This is a genomic window from Rhodospirillum sp. A1_3_36 (genome assembly GCF_047263945.1).
Classification (GTDB): Bacteria; Pseudomonadota; Alphaproteobacteria; order Rhodospirillales; family Rhodospirillaceae; genus Rhodospirillum.
This window is the reverse complement of the sequence record NZ_JBLAVB010000002.1, coordinates 276,649-290,865: the sequence shown is the minus strand read 5'-3', so window position 1 is coordinate 290,865 and position 14,217 is coordinate 276,649. Positions and strand designations below refer to the sequence as shown.

The following is a 14,217-nucleotide window of genomic DNA, read 5'->3' as shown; positions in this document are numbered from 1 at the left end:
CCAGTGCGTTTGAGCACCGGCACTGAAATCAACTCTGGATGCCTGTTTTCACGGTACAGGACAGGGGGTGTTGTCCCGTCACGGGGCTTTGCCCCGTCCCCCACTGGGGCCGAAAGGCCCCAGACCCCCATTCGTTTTTTACCAATGGGATCAAAGGGTCCGTGACCCTTTGCGGGTCTGGGCAGAGCCCAGCACCTGCGAAGCAGGGTTTCCGGATTTTCAAGGATACAGAGGATATATAGATTATAGAGGGCCTTCGAGGCCAAGTTTGGTTGCGAAGTGGCCCAATTTGATCTCGGAGCGCTCTAGCGTTTGGGCGGAGGATAAACGGCGTGGGTTTCAATTCGCGCCGCATGGTATTAAGCGGGTGGGGCCGTCGATTCTCTGTCAGAACCCGGATTCGGTTGCATAAAAATTTAAATACATTGAACGCTTGTGTCTCTGTTTTGTTTGCCGCTCGCCCTTACCCTGAAAAATACGCTTTATAGTTCGTTTTTGGTGTCCAAAACACTGAAGACGAGATCGCTTTACGGGTTTTTGCGCGAATTACTCGCGAATCGCTGGTGCCTTTTTCCTATTGGATGCATTCTCTGTGAGTTCAGTTGCTCAGATTTCATGGGGAAACGGGAATATGACTTCTGACGATGGGAATATCTTAGCCTCCTTCGTGGGGGCATTGGGCGGGGCGACATCCACAGACGAACTGACCGTGGTGTTGACCGATACCTTAGGTGCAATGGGGTTCCGTCACGCCTGTTACCACGTGGTGCGGCTCAATGGGGATGGCCGTCGGCTTCCCTATGTCTTGCACAATTATGGATCGGCTTGGGCAGAGCATTACTTCAAGGAGGGCTTCCTTGAAGTGGATCCTATTATTCAGTCCGCTCCGGTTCGGCAGCTCCCCTTCTTCTGGCGTGATGCGACCGACTCGGAAACCCTCTCGAAACACCAGAGCCGCATGTTTAAGGAAGCTGCGGATGCAGGCTTGGAAAACGGGTATTCGGTTCCGATTCCAGGCATGCATGGGGATTATGTAACCCTGTCCGTGGTCCCAGACGATGAGCGTCGAGGGAACGTACTGATTGAAGAAAACGCCAATCTCCTTCATCTTATAGCAATATATTTCGACCGTCAGGCGCGCAGTCCTTTGATTAACGCGCGCTTGACGTCTCGTCGTCAGAAAAGCTTTCTCAGTCCCCGTGAACAGGAAATCCTGCGCTGGACTGCTGTGGGTAAGACATCTGGCGAGATTTCGGAGATCATTGGTATCAGCGTCAAAAGTGTGGAATCGCATCTGGAGAATGCAAAACGGAAGTTGGGAACCTACTCCAAGACCCATGCGGTCGTTGTTGCCCTGACACGGGGTCTGCTGCCCATGTGAGGGCAATTCACGCAAAAGGTGTGGACCCGTTGGCATTGCGCCGACGGTGTGATGTCCCTCTGACTTTGCCCCTCTGACTTTGCTTTGAAAGCCCGCCGATGATGAATCGGCGGGCTTGCGTTTTGAGTACTTTGAGGGGGAATATTTCAAGAAATTGATAATAAAACATTTCTAAAAGTCAATTCAGTAAAAAGACGGAGGGGGTTTTCCCCCCAGAAGGTACCCGGGATTTCTGGGCGCCTAAAATCTGCTTACCTCTTTCCAACCACAGGGAAGGAGTTGCCCTCATGTTCACGATAACAGACCGCTTCAATGCGATATCCAACGCATACGACATTCATTCGTTCTCCGAGTTGCGCCACGAAATTTTTATCAATCGATTGAAGTGGCCATTGGCCTGCCCCGCCGGCCGGGAGCTTGACCAGTTTGATGACCAGGACGCGGTTTATTTGACAACCATGAATTCTCGTGGACAGGTTGTGGCGGGCGCGCGTTTGTTGAATACCGCCAAGCGGAGTCTGTTGGGTGAAGCCTTTCCCATGTTGGTCAATGGCGTGATTCCCAAGGATCCGCGTGTGATCGATGTAACCCGGTTCGCCGTCGACCACCGGTCGGAGCGGACGGAGGGATGTGGCAATTTGTGTGGTATGTTGCTGTGCGCCCTTCAAGAATATGGTCTGCGGGAAGGGCTCGACAAATACGTCTCCGTTTCAGATGTGCGCATGGAGCCGATCCTCAGGCGTGGCGGATATCGCTTCAAGCGGTTGGGAGACATGGTAGAGATGGATGGCACCGGGGTCGTAGCCCTGGACGTTGAGATCTCCGAGGAGGTTTTGGCTTCTGCCCGGCGTCGGGCAAAGGTTACCGAAGAGATGCTTCCGCTCGAAGTCATCCGGAGGGCAGCCTAATGGGAATCCGGGGAAAAGCCGCCGATGGGATGGAGCCCATGCAGAAGGATGGGGTCGACAGTGCCGAAATTGAAACTCCCGATGATGGACCGGACTGCGTGCGTGGCCTCTGGGAAGCCCTCGCTTACCTGGAAACAGAAGCCTTAAAAGTGGGGGGGCAAGAGGTCAGTGTTCTGATCGGATGCGCTCGGCAGTCCTTGGAACGACGCTGGGGAGGGTACCCTCCCCCCGAACCGGGACGGTCAAGTTCCTTCCACTGACTTGTGACGGCTTTTCTTGTGCCAATCCTTCGGACCAACAGGAAAGAGGAGCTTCTTAGGAAGCTCCTCTTTCCGTTTCGATCGAAAACATCAGTATTGTAGGACCAATTCTGATTGACAATGAGCCTGTCTCAGCGAGATTTCCGCCGATCAGTTTCGTGATGTTGGGAGCTGGCTTTCCAAGGTTTCTTGTGCTGCCATAGTGGCCAATGCATCCTTGGGATTGTCTCCGTCTTCGTAAGCGGGCTTTTCCAGGGTCGCGGTGACCTTCAGGAAATCTAAAAACCGCTTACGAACCCGCGGTGATGCCGCCCAGAAGGCGTAGCACAGCTCCAGGGTTTCCGTCCGAGTGAGGGGGTCCTCCGACACGGGCAGAGAATCGCCGAGCTCCAAGGCATCCTGTCGCGCCCGGGGGATCGTGCGGTCCACGTCCGCCGTCTCCAGGTCTTCGAAGAAGAATGAAACACTGACCCCTAGAATTGTCGCAAAATCCCAAAGGCGGCTTGAACTCAATCGATTCACGCCCCGTTCATACTTCTGCACTTGTTGGAAAGTGATGCCAACGGAATCAGCCAATTGCTGCTGGCTTAACCCCAACAGTTTGCGGCGGAGCCGCAGTCGTCGTCCCACTTCTATGTCCAGCGGATCTGGGTTGTCGCTCGAATACGGGCGCACCTCCGCTTGTTTGCCTTTGCGCATTTACGTTGTCCGTACAGTAAAATTCCGTGACCGAAGTCACCTTGTAGGTGTGATATGGGTGTAAAACCATCCTTTTGTCCAGAGGTGTTGCGTCCAAAATGTCAGTTTTTTGAGTCTTTTCGTAAAAAACTATCACGAGTTGCTAGTCTAAAAAAAGTTGAATACTGTATTTTGTGCTATGGAAAATATCAAAAATGCGTGTACTTCTCCTTTTCCTAATCGTTTTCCGTGTCATTTTGAGGTCCATTACAGCGCATTTGTTGATCTTGGGGGGTGTTCTAACTCGAAGACAATCAAGGGGCGTTTGCTTTGGGTGCTCATTCTTCCGCCGGTTATGTTGGGGCTGTCTTGTCGAAAGATGCAGGTGGGTCCGGACTCCTGTTGCGCTGGCGGGGGCTGCTCTGTATAACCCTGGGCTCCGTGATAATCGGATGGCGCGGCGGAGGGTCCATTGGACCCCGGGCATGCCCAGTCGTCCGTTAGGTCAAACCGGTGGTCTGCGCTGCCTCCTCCCTTGGAGAAGAGCCAACCCCTAAAAAGGAACCGAAAATGCCCAAGATGAAGACGAAGAGCGCTGTCAAAAAGCGCTTCAGCCTGACCGGCACCGGCAAGGTCAAGGTCAAGGTCGGCTACAAGAGCCACCTGCTGTCCAACAAGAGCACCAAGATGAAGCGCCATGCCCGTGGCACCTTCATTCTTTGCGACTCGGACGAGAAGATCATCAAGAAGTTCATGCCCTACGGCTGATCGTCTGATCACGCCTTTTTCATGTCCTGACTTCTGACTGATCGACGACAGCACGCTTATTTGGAGCTGAACCATGTCCCGCGCGACAAACGCCAAAACCAACCATGCCCGCCACAAAAAGATTCTGAAGCTCGCAAAGGGCTATCGGGGTCGGAATTCCACCAACTATCGCATTGCGATCGAGAAGGTGGAGAAGGGTCTCCAGTACGCCTACCGTGACCGCCGCAACAAGAAGCGCAATTTCCGCAGCCTGTGGATCCAGCGCATCAATGCCGGTGTGCGCGAGCATGACATGACCTATTCCCGTTTTATCGATGGCCTGAACAAGGCTGGCATCGAGCTCGACCGCAAGGTGATGGCCGATCTGGCCGTGCATGAGCCCGAAGCCTTTGCCAACCTGGTGTCCCAGGCGAAGGCGGCGCTTCAGTAAAAGGCAAGTTCGGGGAGGTTTGCTTCCCCAAACGGGTCTGAAAGACGAAAAGCGGGAGTCGCCTGGAGGGGCGGCTCCCGTTTTTTTCTTGCTCGACGCCTTTCCCGGTCTGGCCTTCATGGGGCTGGACAGGTACTTAAGGCGTTCGAACATTCCTTCCATCACAGGGCGGTTGGCGTGGGGCGGAATAGGCGCGCCCCAAGGGTCCATCCTCCCCGCGAAAACCTTGGAACCGAGACGCATGGACAACGTGGAAGACCTGCGCGGCGACCTGCTCGACGCCGTCGCCAAGGCCGAGGATCTGGAGGCGCTGGACGCCATCCGAGTGTCCGCCCTGGGCAAAAAGGGCCGTATCACCGGGCTTATGAAAGGCCTGGGGGGGATGGATCCCGAGGCCCGCAAGGCGGCGGGCCAGGCGCTCAACGCCGTCAAGGACGAGGTCGCCCAGGCTCTGGACGCTCGCAAGGCAGACTTGGCCGCCCAGGCCTTGGAGGCCCGCTTGGTGACCGAGCGTGTGGACGTCACCCTGCCCTCCCCCGGCGAGACCAGCGGTGCCATTCATCCAATCACCCAAACCTGGGAAGAGGTGGTGGCCATTTTTGCCCAGATGGGCTTTCTCGTGGCCGAGGGGCCGGAGATTGAGGACGATTTCCACAATTTCACGGCGTTGAATTTCCCGCCCGGCCACCCGGCCCGGGAGATGCACGATACCTTCTTCCTGCCGACGCGTGAGGATGGTACCCGCCATGTGTTGCGGACCCATACCTCGCCGGTGCAAATCCGCACCATGGTGAAGGAAAAGCCGCCGATCCGTATTTTGGCACCGGGTCGGACCTATCGCTGCGACTCGGACATGACCCATACGCCCATGTTCCACCAGTTCGAAGGGTTGGTCATCGACAAGACGACGCATTTCGGCCACCTCAAGGGCTGCCTCCAGGAATTCATGGAAGCCTATTTCGAGGTCAAGAACCTGCCGGTGCGGTTCCGCCCCAGTTTCTTCCCCTTCACCGAACCCTCGGCGGAGATGGATATCGGGTGTTCCCGCAAGGGCGGGGAGCTGAAGATCGGCGCGGGTGGCGATTGGTTGGAAATCCTTGGTTGTGGCATGGTCCATCCCAACGTGCTCAAGGCCTGTGGCTTGGATCCTGAGGAGTATCAGGGCTTCGCCTTCGGGATGGGGCTGGAGCGCATTGCCATGCTGAAATACGGCATTCCCGACCTGCGGACCTTCTTTGACTCCGACCTGCGCTGGCTGCGCCATTATGGCTTCGCCGCGCTGGATCTCCCCACCGTGCATGGAGGGCTGTCCCGATGAAGTTCACCATCGGCTGGCTCAAGGACCACCTGGAGACCGACGCCAGCGTCTCCGAGATTGCCGAGAAGCTGACCGCCCTGGGTCTGGAAGTGGAAGAGGTCCAGGATCCCGGCGCCCTGCTCGGCCCCTTTGTCGTGGGCCATGTCCTGGAAGCGGACAAGCACCCCGATGCCGACCGCTTGAAGCTGTGCAAGGTGGACGCCGGGGACGAGATTCTGCAAATCGTCTGTGGCGCCCCCAATGCGCGCAAGGGCCTCAAGGTGGCCTTGGCCAAGGTGGGGACGCTCATTCCTGTAACGGGGGAGAAGCTCAAGAAGGGCAAGATTCGGGGGCAGGAAAGCCTGGGCATGATGTGCTCCTACCGCGAGCTATGCCTGGGCGAGGATCACGACGGCATCATCGAATTGCCCGAGGACGCGCCCGTGGGGGCGCCCCTGCTGTCGCTGCTGTCCATTGATCCGATGATCGATATCGCCATCACCCCCAACCGGGCCGACGCCTTGGGTGTGCGGGGCATTGCCCGCGATCTGGCCGCAGGCGGATTGGGCACTCTGAAGCCCGATCCTGTTACCCCCGTAGCCGGAACGTTCCAGAGTCCCATCACTGTGGACATCACTGCCGACACCAAGGCGGTTGAGGGATGTTCCATGTTCGTGGGGCGCTATATCCGCAATGTGAAAAACGGCGAAAGCCCGGCTTGGCTCAAGGATCGGCTGACGGCCATTGGCCTGCGGCCCATCAGCGCCTTGGTGGATATCACCAATCTGGTTTCCTACGACCGGGCCCGGCCCTTGCATGTCTTCGATGCCGACAAGATCGAAGGTCCCATCACCGCGCGTTTTGCCAAGCCTGGGGAAACCCTGGTGGCCCTGGACGAGGTGGAGTATCGCCCCGATACCGAAACGGTTGTGATCTGCGACGCTCGGGGTCCCCAGGGGATTGGTGGCATCATGGGGGGGCTGCACAGCGGTTGCTCCCTGGAGACGGTGAATGTTTTCGTGGAATCCGCCCTGTTCGAGCCGACGCGGATCGCCGCTTCGGGCAGAGGACTGGGGATCGACTCCGATGCCCGCTACCGTTTCGAGCGGGGTGTGGATCCGGAAAGCTGTGTTCTGGGCGCTGAATTGGCGACCCAACTCATTCTGGACCTCTGTGGGGGTGAGCCTTCGGAGCTGGTGATCGCCGGGGCGCCGCCGACCTGGAAGCGGACCATTGCCCTGCGGCCCGCGCGGGTGACCCGCCTGGGTGGCGTGGAAATCCCCAAGACTGACATGGTCGATTCGCTGATCCGCCTTGGGTGCCAGGTGGAGGACAAGGGCGATGTCCTGGCCGTGGATCCGCCGAGTTGGCGGGTCGATATCCACGAGGAACATGACTTGGTGGAGGAGGTGATTCGCCTCTTCGGTTACGATAACGTGGCGGCGGTGCCCTTGCCCCGGGACCCCCAGCCCAAGCCGGTGCTGAACCCGGGTCAGCGGCGCATGGTCACCGTCAAGCGATGCCTCGCCACCCGGGGGTTGTTGGAGGCCGTAACCTGGTCCTTCATGCCCCGTGCCTGGGCCGCGCGTTTTGGGGGTGGTCAGGATGCCATGATGTTGGCCAACCCGATCAGCAGTGACCTGGACGCCATGCGCCCGGCGATTCTCCCCAACCTGATCGCTGCCCTGGGCCGCAACGCCGCCCGGGGGTTCCCGGATCTGGGGCTGTTCGAAGTGGGACCCCGCTTCCACGGCGGTGAGCCTGGGGAGCAGGCCTTGGTGGCCGCAGGTGCCCGGGCGGGCAAGGCTGTCGGTCGGGAATGGTCTCGTCCTTCGCGCGAGGTCGACGTTTTTGATGCCAAGGCCGATGTGCTGGCGATTCTGGAGGCGGCGGGTGCACCCGTGGCGAATCTCCAGATCTCCCAGGATGCGCCGGATTGGTACCATCCGGGGCGGTCGGGTCAAATTCGCCTGGGCAAGAATGTGTTGGCCACCTTCGGCGAGATCCACCCGGCGGTGCTGGAGTTGATCGATGTGAAAGGGCCGGTGGTCGGTTATGAAGTCAATCTCGACCTGCTGCCGCTGCCCAAGACCAAGCCGACCAAGACCCGTCCGGTCCTGGTCTCGTCGCCCTTCCAACCGGTGGGACGGGACTTCGCCTTCGTGGTGGAGGCCGATGTGCCTGCGGAGACCGTGGTGCGCGCGGCGAAGGGGGCGGATAAGACCCTGATCACCGAAGCCGCGATCTTTGACGTCTACCAGGGCGACCGGATGGAAGCGGGCAAGAAATCGCTGGCATTGGCGGTTACCCTGCAGCCCAGGGACCATACCTTGTCCGACGAGGAAATCGAGGCGGTCTCCACCAAGGTCGTTGACGCTGTGGTTAAGGCTACCGGTGGGGTTTTGCGGGGGTAATCTTCGGTATCTGATTGAGGAGGAGGGGGAAGTGGCTTGAGCTGCTTCCCCCTTTTTTATGGTTGAGAGCCGTTCGCCTGCCCTCTTCGCTCCCTGCGCTGGTTTCGGCGTATTTCAAGAAAGCACCTGTTGGTCAGGATGCTGTCAGATTGTAGTCGTACATTTCATCGTGCCTTCTGGGAAAAGGATAATGAAAAAACAGGGAATTGAAGTGGAGAGTGAGATGAAACATAATAATAATCCGAAAAGTGTGGTTCTTCATGGTGTAAAGAGAAGTGATTCCGGGCTAGGTTCGCGGCGTTATTTCGTTCTTGCTACGTCTGTGATCGCGGTTTGCATCGGTGTTTTCACACCTATCTCCGTGAAATATGTGGACGGTGGCTTCACCGTGTTGAACCTCGCACATGCCGACGGGGATGGCGATGGCGGCCATGATGGTGGCGGCGGCCACGACGGTGGCGATGGCGGCCATGACGGTGGTGGTGGCGGCCACGACGGTGGCGATGGCGGCCATGACGGTGGCGGCGGCGGCCACGACGGTGGCGGCGGCGGCCACGACGGTGGCGGCGGCGGCCACGACGGTGGCGGCGGCGGCCACGACGGTGGCGATGGCGGTCATGACGGCGGTGGCGGCGGCCACGACGGTGGCGATGGTGGTCATGACGGCGGTGGCGGCGGTCACGACGGTGGCGATGGTGGCCATGACGGCGGTGGCGGCGGTCACGACGGTGGCGATGGTGGCCATGACGGTGGCGGTGGCGGCCATGATGGGGGCTCCAAGCGGGGACATTTCGAATGATGTGGCGCGGAACCGTTCTTCTGGTTTGCGTCGGTGCAATCGCCGTTTCCGGATGTGCCCAGACCCCCGCCCGCCGATCCGCTGAATACGGTGCGGTTGTTTTTAACGCGGGAACCCGTGACTATGGCTTGAGTTGGGGTATGTCCAGCCCGGATGCAGCCCGGCGTGAGGCGATGAGCATTTGCGGAGCAGACTGCGCTCTTCTGGACAGCTTTGGTCCCAGGGAATGCGCTACCTTGGCGAGCCGACCCAATAGGGCTCCTCTGGTAACCATCGGTGCCACAAAGGATCAAGTCCGGCAGCGGGCACGGCAATCCTGCGGTGCCGATTGCGCGATCGTTCCGCCGGAGTGCAACGGATAATAGTCCGAGCAACCGAACCGGATTCGGTGAGGGAGCCGCTTTGTCTTTTATCGTGGACGCGGCGGAAACCCGGGGTTGGGTTTCCGCCGCTGCATCGTATTTGCCGCCCGGGTTCTTTTTTATCGCTTGACTATAGATCGTGCACGATATAATGACTGGTCTATGAGCAACGAAACATCCCAATCGACCCCGGACCACATGGACGACTCACTGAAGTTGGCGAACCAATTTTGTTTCGTCTTGTACTCCACCATGCACGGCATGAATCGGGTGTATCGCAAGGCATTGAAAGATCTGGAGCTGACCTATCCACAATATCTGGTCATGCTGGTTCTGTGGGAACGGGATGGACGGAATGTTTCGGAGATCTGTGACCAACTTCTGCTGGAGACAACGACGCTGACCCCATTGCTCAAGCGGATGGAAGCCAACGGCTTGCTCCAACGGGTGCGGTCGGCCGAAGATGAACGTCAGGTCATTGTTTCTCTAACGGAACAGGGGCGGACGCTCAAGGATCGGGCGCGGGTTGTCCCTGCTTGTGTTCTTCGGGCTACGGATATGACGGTTCCGGAGTTGACGGATTTGCGCGGTGACCTCCTTCGTTTGCGTGGTGCCTTGTATCGCACCACGGAATGAACGTGGTGAAGGGGAGACCCCGCAAGTGGTACAAACCCTACCCTGCTTTCATCAAATAAATCGTGCACGATATTAATTCGTACGATTTAAACCAACAAGGAACCCATCATGTCTATCGAAAAAATCCTGTATCGCGGCCAGGCCACTGTCACCGGCGGTCGAGATGGTCGTGCTGTCACGGATGACGGCAAGTTTGACTTCCGTCTCTCCACCCCAAAGGAGTTGGGTGGTGGGGGTGGAGACGGCACCAATCCGGAACAACTCTTCGCAGCCGGATATAGCGCCTGTTTCCTTAGTGCCTTGAAGTTCATCGCCGGGCAGGACAAATTGCCGCTTGCCTCCGACGTATCCGTTGGCGCAACAGTCGGGGTTGGCCCCGTTCCCGACGGTTTTGGTCTTGAGGTCGACCTGAGGATTTCCCTCCCCGGCATGGATCCTGCCGCCGCCAAAACCCTGGTGGAGCGGGCTCACAAGGTTTGCCCCTATTCCAATGCCACCCGTGGCAATATTGATGTGCGTCTGACCATTGTTTAATGGTCGGTGTTTTAGAGCGGAATGAGAAAAACTGTGCAGCGGCTTTCCGTCTCATACCAAGCGGCGCGGGTTTAAACCCAGGCCGCTTTTCTTGCGTTCAAACGCCAGGCGGGCTTTTACGCGCCATAAGGCGCGGCGGCCACTTGGCGGCTTCCAAGGTGTGGTGAGTCAAACTCACCGCACCTTGGTATCATACCTCTCTTTAACCATGTGATTTAGACCACGTTTATGAAACCCGGTCTATCAGACCCACTCTGTATACGACAGAGGGTGTTTTCCCGTCACGGGCCTTTGCTCCGTCCCCCCCCTTCTTTGGCGAGGCTGGGGCCGAAAAGCCCCAGACCCCGGACAAAAAAAGGGGGGTTTGGGGGCATTTGCCCCCAAATGGGCTTGGGCAATCGCCCAAAAAATATAAGACACTGCCCTATCCCGAGCAGACGCACAGGCATGCCCCAGGGGGGAACGCGCCAGGAGTCCCTTTGAGGTCCAAGAAGGGCCGACAGCGGGTGGAGCCCCCCCTACTCTGCAAACGGTCCTAATCCTCCAGGGCGGCCACACCTGGCAGGGTTTTGCCTTCCAGCCATTCCAGGAAGGCGCCGCCAGCGGTCGAGATGTAGGTGAAGTCTTCCTGCGCCCCCGCGTTGGCGAGCGCCGAAACGGTGTCGCCGCCACCGGCTACGGTCAGCAGCTTGCCCGCCTTGGTGGCTTGGGCTGCGGCCTGGGCAATGAAGTTGGTCGCGGCGTCAAAGGGCTTGATCTCGAAGGCGCCCATGGGGCCGTTCCAGACCAGGGTTTTGCAGGTCTCCAGTTTGGCAATCACGGCCTTGGCACTGGCTATGCCCACATCCAGGATCATCTTGTCCTTGGGCACCGCTGTGATCGAGACAGTTTCGTTGGCCGCGCCTTCCTTGAATTCCGACGCCACCACGGCGTCGATGGGCAGGACGATTTCACAACCCGCCGCAGCGGCTTTCTCCATAATCTCCCGGGCGGTGTCGGCCATGTCCTTCTCGCAAAGGCTGGAGCCGATCTCGGTGCCCATGGCGAACAGGAAGGTGTTGGCCATGCCGCCGCCGATGACGATCATGTCTACCTTTTCGACCAAATTCCCCAGCAGTTCCAGCTTGGTGGAGACCTTGGCACCGCCAACGATGGCGGCCACGGGGCGCTCGGGGGCTTCCAGGGCCTTGCCCAGGGCGTCCAGTTCGGCCTGCATCAGGCGACCGGCTGCGGCTGGGACGAGACGGGCGATGTATTCGGTGGAGGCATGGGCGCGGTGGGCCGAGGAGAAGGCGTCGTTCACATAGATGTCGCAGAGCGCGGCCAGCTTCTGGGCGAAGTCCGGATCGTTCTTCTCTTCCTCAGCGTGATAGCGCAGGTTCTCCAACAGGGCGACTTCGCCCGGGGCGAGGCCATTGACGACCAATTCCGCAGCCGGACCGACGCAATCGTCGGCGAAGGAAACGGCCATGTTCCCCAGGGCCTTGGACAGGGGTTCGACAATGGGTTTCAGGCTCATTTCCGGGACGCGCTGACCTTTTGGGCGTCCGAAGTGGGAGCAGACGACAACGCAGGCGCCCTTCTCGGCCAGATCACGGATGGTCTGGGCAGACCGGTCGATGCGGGTGGTGTCGGTGACCTTGCCGTCCCGGATCGGCACGTTCAGATCCGCGCGCACGAGCACGCGTTTGCCGGTCACATCCAGGTCGTCGATGGTCTTGAAGGTGGGCATGGCTCGTTTCCCCTATGCCAGTATCGGTTGTTGGTCCGCAGTGGGGCCGCACGGTTGCGCGTCCCGAAAAGGTGGGACTGGAGGCAGCCCAACACCGAGGGAGGGGAAAGAAAATCCACCCCATCCCGTCCGCGTCGGCTTCCCTAACTGAGTCCGGGGCTTGTGGACAAAAAAGGAGAGGTCCGCCAAGCCGTAGGGGAAAGTAGCAGAGGGATCCCGTTCCGGCCACCCCCGCGCTTGGTCGGTATTGCCGTGACACGAAACCGTCTTGGGGCGCTGGTTCCCTTTCGGTGGCTTAAATCGATTCCGATTTCGGTGATTTTCGTCTAATGTTTTGATCCGAGGGGAAAAAAGCGGGCAGTTTAGAAAAGGGGCGGTTAGATGTTTCGCACAGCCGAATTGGGGCGCAAGGTATCCAAAGACGAATTTGAGCGTTTGGCGACGCCCTTGCGCACGGAGTTGTTGGAGCTGCAGCAGTTGCTGTTGCAGGCGGACTTTCCCGTGATCGTCCTGTTCTCTGGCGTGGACGGTGGCGGCAAGGGCGAAAGCGTCAACTTGATCAACGAGTGGATGGACCCCCGCTGGATTCGCACCCGCGCCTACGGCCCGCCCTCGGATGAGGAACGGGAGCGGCCGGAGTTTTGGCGGTATTGGCGGGATTTGCCGCCCAAGGGGCAGGTGGGGCTGTTCCTATCGTCTTGGTATTCCCGCCCCTTCATGGAGCGGGCATCCAACAAAATTGACCAACCGGCTTTTGATGCCGCCCTGGAACGGGTGTCGGCCTTCGAGAAAACCTTGGCCGACGATGGGGCGCTGATCCTCAAATTCTGGATGCATTTGGGGAAAGACGCACAACGCAAACGTCTGAAGACCCTGGAGAAGGATCCCCTGTCGAGTTGGCGGGTCACCCAGACGGACTGGGACCACTGGCGGGATTACGACTCCTTTATCGATGCCGCGGAGCGCCTGATTCAGCGGACCAGTGTCGCCCATGCCCAATGGCAGATCATCGAAGGGGAGGATCACCGGTACAGGTCTGTGACGGTCCTGAAAACCCTTCGGGATGCCATTCGCAACCAGTTGGCCGAACGGGCCGCTTTGAAGGCGGTGGCCAGTTTGTCCAAGGAGATGCCCAAGGACGAGAAACCGGCCACGGCGGAAACCAAGCCCGACCAAGTCAAAAGCACCCCGCCCAAAAGCGCAAAGGCCAAGGCCTCGGATCAACTGGCCTCCAGCCTATCGACCAACGACGATGTGGATGCGGTGCTTGGGGAGATGCACCAGGGGTTGCCCTCCATCCTGCATACCCTGGAGATGGACCTGGATCTGTCCAAGAAACATTACGAGAAGGAATTGGCCTTCGAACAGGCACGCTTGAACGAGCTCTCCCGCAAGGCCAAGGCCAAGGGGGTGTCCACGGTGTTGATGTTCGAAGGTTGGGATGCGGCTGGGAAGGGAGGCGCCATCCGCCGCCTGACCAAGTCGTTGGATGCCCGGGACTATCAGGTGATCCCGGTGGCTGCGCCGACGGATGAGGAAAAGGCCCAGCATTACCTCTGGCGGTTCTGGCGCCACATGAGCCGGGCCGGTCGGTTCACCATTTTCGACCGCTCCTGGTATGGTCGGGTCCTGGTGGAGCGGGTTGAGGGCTTTGCCAGCCGGAATGAGTGGCGTCGGGCTTTCTCCGAAATCCGGGATTTCGAATCCCAACTGGTTGACCACGGCATTGTCCTGTCCAAATTCTGGGTGCATATCACCAAGGATGAACAACTCTCCCGCTTTAAGGAGCGGGAAGAAATCCCCTACAAGCGCTGGAAACTCACCGAAGAAGACTGGCGAAACCGGGACAAATGGGACGAGTACGAGACGGCGGTGAATGAGATGGTGGAACGTACCAGCACCTCCGTTGCGCCCTGGACCCTGGTTGAGGGGAACAGCAAGAAGTTTGCCCGGGTGAAGATCCTGCGCACCGTCTGTGATGACCTGGAGCGGAGACTCAAGAAAGGCTAAGACCCCTC

At 58.8% G+C, this 14,217-nt stretch carries 14 protein-coding genes; 11 read left to right on the top strand and 3 right to left on the bottom strand.

The annotated features are described in order from the left end of the window. Positions 1–631: 631 nt before the first annotated feature. The 3 genes from ACLIRY_RS05890 to ACLIRY_RS05880 all read left to right on the top strand — a co-directional run bounded on the left by ACLIRY_RS05890 (position 632) and on the right by ACLIRY_RS05880 (position 2,549). Positions 632–1,381 carry a helix-turn-helix transcriptional regulator gene (locus ACLIRY_RS05890; RefSeq protein WP_413204429.1) on the top strand — a complete coding sequence of 250 codons (750 nt, stop codon included), beginning with the start codon at positions 632–634 and terminating at the stop codon, positions 1,379–1,381. A gap of 287 nt (positions 1,382–1,668) precedes the next feature. After that, complete coding sequence (locus tag ACLIRY_RS05885) at positions 1,669–2,289, top strand: acyl-homoserine-lactone synthase (RefSeq protein WP_413204428.1); 621 nt, start codon at positions 1,669–1,671, stop codon at positions 2,287–2,289. After that, the gene (locus ACLIRY_RS05880; RefSeq protein ID WP_413204427.1) at positions 2,289–2,549 is read left to right on the top strand and encodes a hypothetical protein; all 261 of its coding nucleotides are present in this window, start codon (positions 2,289–2,291) and stop codon (positions 2,547–2,549) included. Before ACLIRY_RS05885 ends, ACLIRY_RS05880 begins: the two co-directional genes overlap by 1 nt. Positions 2,550–2,699: 150 nt before the next feature. Here ACLIRY_RS05880 and ACLIRY_RS05875 read toward each other — a convergent pair whose 3' ends face one another. After that, a complete protein-coding gene (locus ACLIRY_RS05875) occupies positions 2,700–3,248 on the bottom strand; it encodes a helix-turn-helix domain-containing protein (protein WP_413204426.1) in 549 nt (182 codons plus the stop codon). A gap of 549 nt (positions 3,249–3,797) precedes the next feature. Between ACLIRY_RS05875 and rpmI the strand changes: the two genes are divergently transcribed. From rpmI to pheT, 4 genes are all read left to right on the top strand, one after another. Further along, positions 3,798–3,995, top strand: coding sequence for a 50S ribosomal protein L35 (gene rpmI, locus ACLIRY_RS05870; RefSeq protein WP_413204425.1), 198 nt, complete (start codon positions 3,798–3,800; stop codon positions 3,993–3,995). Positions 3,996–4,068: 73 nt separating this feature from the next. Further along, positions 4,069–4,425, top strand: a complete 357-nt coding sequence (gene rplT / locus ACLIRY_RS05865) for a 50S ribosomal protein L20 (RefSeq protein ID WP_413204424.1) — start codon at positions 4,069–4,071, stop codon at positions 4,423–4,425. Between the two features lie 241 nt (positions 4,426–4,666). Then, positions 4,667–5,743 carry a phenylalanine--tRNA ligase subunit alpha gene (gene pheS / locus ACLIRY_RS05860; RefSeq protein WP_413204423.1) on the top strand — a complete coding sequence of 359 codons (1,077 nt, stop codon included), beginning with the start codon at positions 4,667–4,669 and terminating at the stop codon, positions 5,741–5,743. Then, entirely contained in the window at positions 5,740–8,136 is a 2,397-nt protein-coding gene (pheT, locus tag ACLIRY_RS05855) for a phenylalanine--tRNA ligase subunit beta (RefSeq protein WP_413204422.1), read from the top strand. The genes pheS and pheT overlap by 4 nt, the downstream gene beginning before the upstream one ends. 286 nt (positions 8,137–8,422) lie before the next feature. On the opposite strand, the gene ACLIRY_RS05850 is transcribed toward pheT, so the two are convergent. After that, on the bottom strand, positions 8,423–8,974 hold the full coding sequence (locus ACLIRY_RS05850; RefSeq protein WP_413204421.1) for a hypothetical protein: 552 nt from the start codon (positions 8,972–8,974) through the stop codon (positions 8,423–8,425). Between ACLIRY_RS05850 and ACLIRY_RS05845 the strand changes: the two genes are divergently transcribed. The 3 genes from ACLIRY_RS05845 (at position 8,932) to ACLIRY_RS05835 (ending at position 10,467) form a co-directional block, all read left to right on the top strand. Beyond that, positions 8,932–9,297 (top strand): DUF4189 domain-containing protein, encoded by a 366-nt coding sequence (locus ACLIRY_RS05845; RefSeq protein WP_413204420.1) that lies wholly within the window; start codon positions 8,932–8,934, stop codon positions 9,295–9,297. The two genes, ACLIRY_RS05850 and ACLIRY_RS05845, sit on opposite strands and share 43 nt — an antisense overlap. Before the next feature lie 198 nt (positions 9,298–9,495). Beyond that, positions 9,496–9,933 carry a MarR family winged helix-turn-helix transcriptional regulator gene (locus tag ACLIRY_RS05840; RefSeq protein WP_413204419.1) on the top strand — a complete coding sequence of 146 codons (438 nt, stop codon included), beginning with the start codon at positions 9,496–9,498 and terminating at the stop codon, positions 9,931–9,933. Positions 9,934–10,041: 108 nt separating this feature from the next. Next, positions 10,042–10,467, top strand: a complete 426-nt coding sequence (locus tag ACLIRY_RS05835) for an organic hydroperoxide resistance protein (RefSeq protein WP_413204418.1) — start codon at positions 10,042–10,044, stop codon at positions 10,465–10,467. Positions 10,468–11,002: 535 nt separating this feature from the next. Here ACLIRY_RS05835 and ACLIRY_RS05830 read toward each other — a convergent pair. Continuing rightward, positions 11,003–12,199: a phosphoglycerate kinase gene (locus tag ACLIRY_RS05830; protein WP_413204417.1), complete on the bottom strand. Its 1,197-nt coding sequence runs from the start codon at positions 12,197–12,199 to the stop codon at positions 11,003–11,005. A 381-nt stretch (positions 12,200–12,580) separates the two neighbouring features. Between ACLIRY_RS05830 and ACLIRY_RS05825 the strand changes: the two genes are divergently transcribed. Beyond that, positions 12,581–14,209, top strand: coding sequence for a polyphosphate kinase (locus ACLIRY_RS05825; RefSeq protein ID WP_413204416.1), 1,629 nt, complete (start codon positions 12,581–12,583; stop codon positions 14,207–14,209). Positions 14,210–14,217 lie beyond the last annotated feature (8 nt).

Excerpts from the sequence above, each read along its gene's own strand:
- ACLIRY_RS05830 (WP_413204417.1), bottom strand. The coding sequence starts at position 12,199 with ATGCCCACCTTCAAGACCATCGACGACCTGGATGTGACCGGCAAACGC.
- ACLIRY_RS05825 (WP_413204416.1), top strand. The coding sequence starts at position 12,581 with ATGTTTCGCACAGCCGAATTGGGGCGCAAGGTATCCAAAGACGAATTT.
- ACLIRY_RS05885 (WP_413204428.1), top strand. The coding sequence starts at position 1,669 with ATGTTCACGATAACAGACCGCTTCAATGCGATATCCAACGCATACGAC.
- pheT (WP_413204422.1), top strand. The coding sequence starts at position 5,740 with ATGAAGTTCACCATCGGCTGGCTCAAGGACCACCTGGAGACCGACGCC.
- ACLIRY_RS05845 (WP_413204420.1), top strand. The coding sequence starts at position 8,932 with ATGATGTGGCGCGGAACCGTTCTTCTGGTTTGCGTCGGTGCAATCGCC.
- ACLIRY_RS05840 (WP_413204419.1), top strand. The coding sequence starts at position 9,496 with ATGGACGACTCACTGAAGTTGGCGAACCAATTTTGTTTCGTCTTGTAC.
- ACLIRY_RS05880 (WP_413204427.1), top strand. The coding sequence starts at position 2,289 with ATGGGAATCCGGGGAAAAGCCGCCGATGGGATGGAGCCCATGCAGAAG.
- rplT (WP_413204424.1), top strand. The coding sequence starts at position 4,069 with ATGTCCCGCGCGACAAACGCCAAAACCAACCATGCCCGCCACAAAAAG.
- ACLIRY_RS05890 (WP_413204429.1), top strand. The coding sequence starts at position 632 with ATGACTTCTGACGATGGGAATATCTTAGCCTCCTTCGTGGGGGCATTG.
- rpmI (WP_413204425.1), top strand. The coding sequence starts at position 3,798 with ATGCCCAAGATGAAGACGAAGAGCGCTGTCAAAAAGCGCTTCAGCCTG.
- ACLIRY_RS05835 (WP_413204418.1), top strand. The coding sequence starts at position 10,042 with ATGTCTATCGAAAAAATCCTGTATCGCGGCCAGGCCACTGTCACCGGC.
- ACLIRY_RS05875 (WP_413204426.1), bottom strand. The coding sequence starts at position 3,248 with ATGCGCAAAGGCAAACAAGCGGAGGTGCGCCCGTATTCGAGCGACAAC.
- pheS (WP_413204423.1), top strand. The coding sequence starts at position 4,667 with ATGGACAACGTGGAAGACCTGCGCGGCGACCTGCTCGACGCCGTCGCC.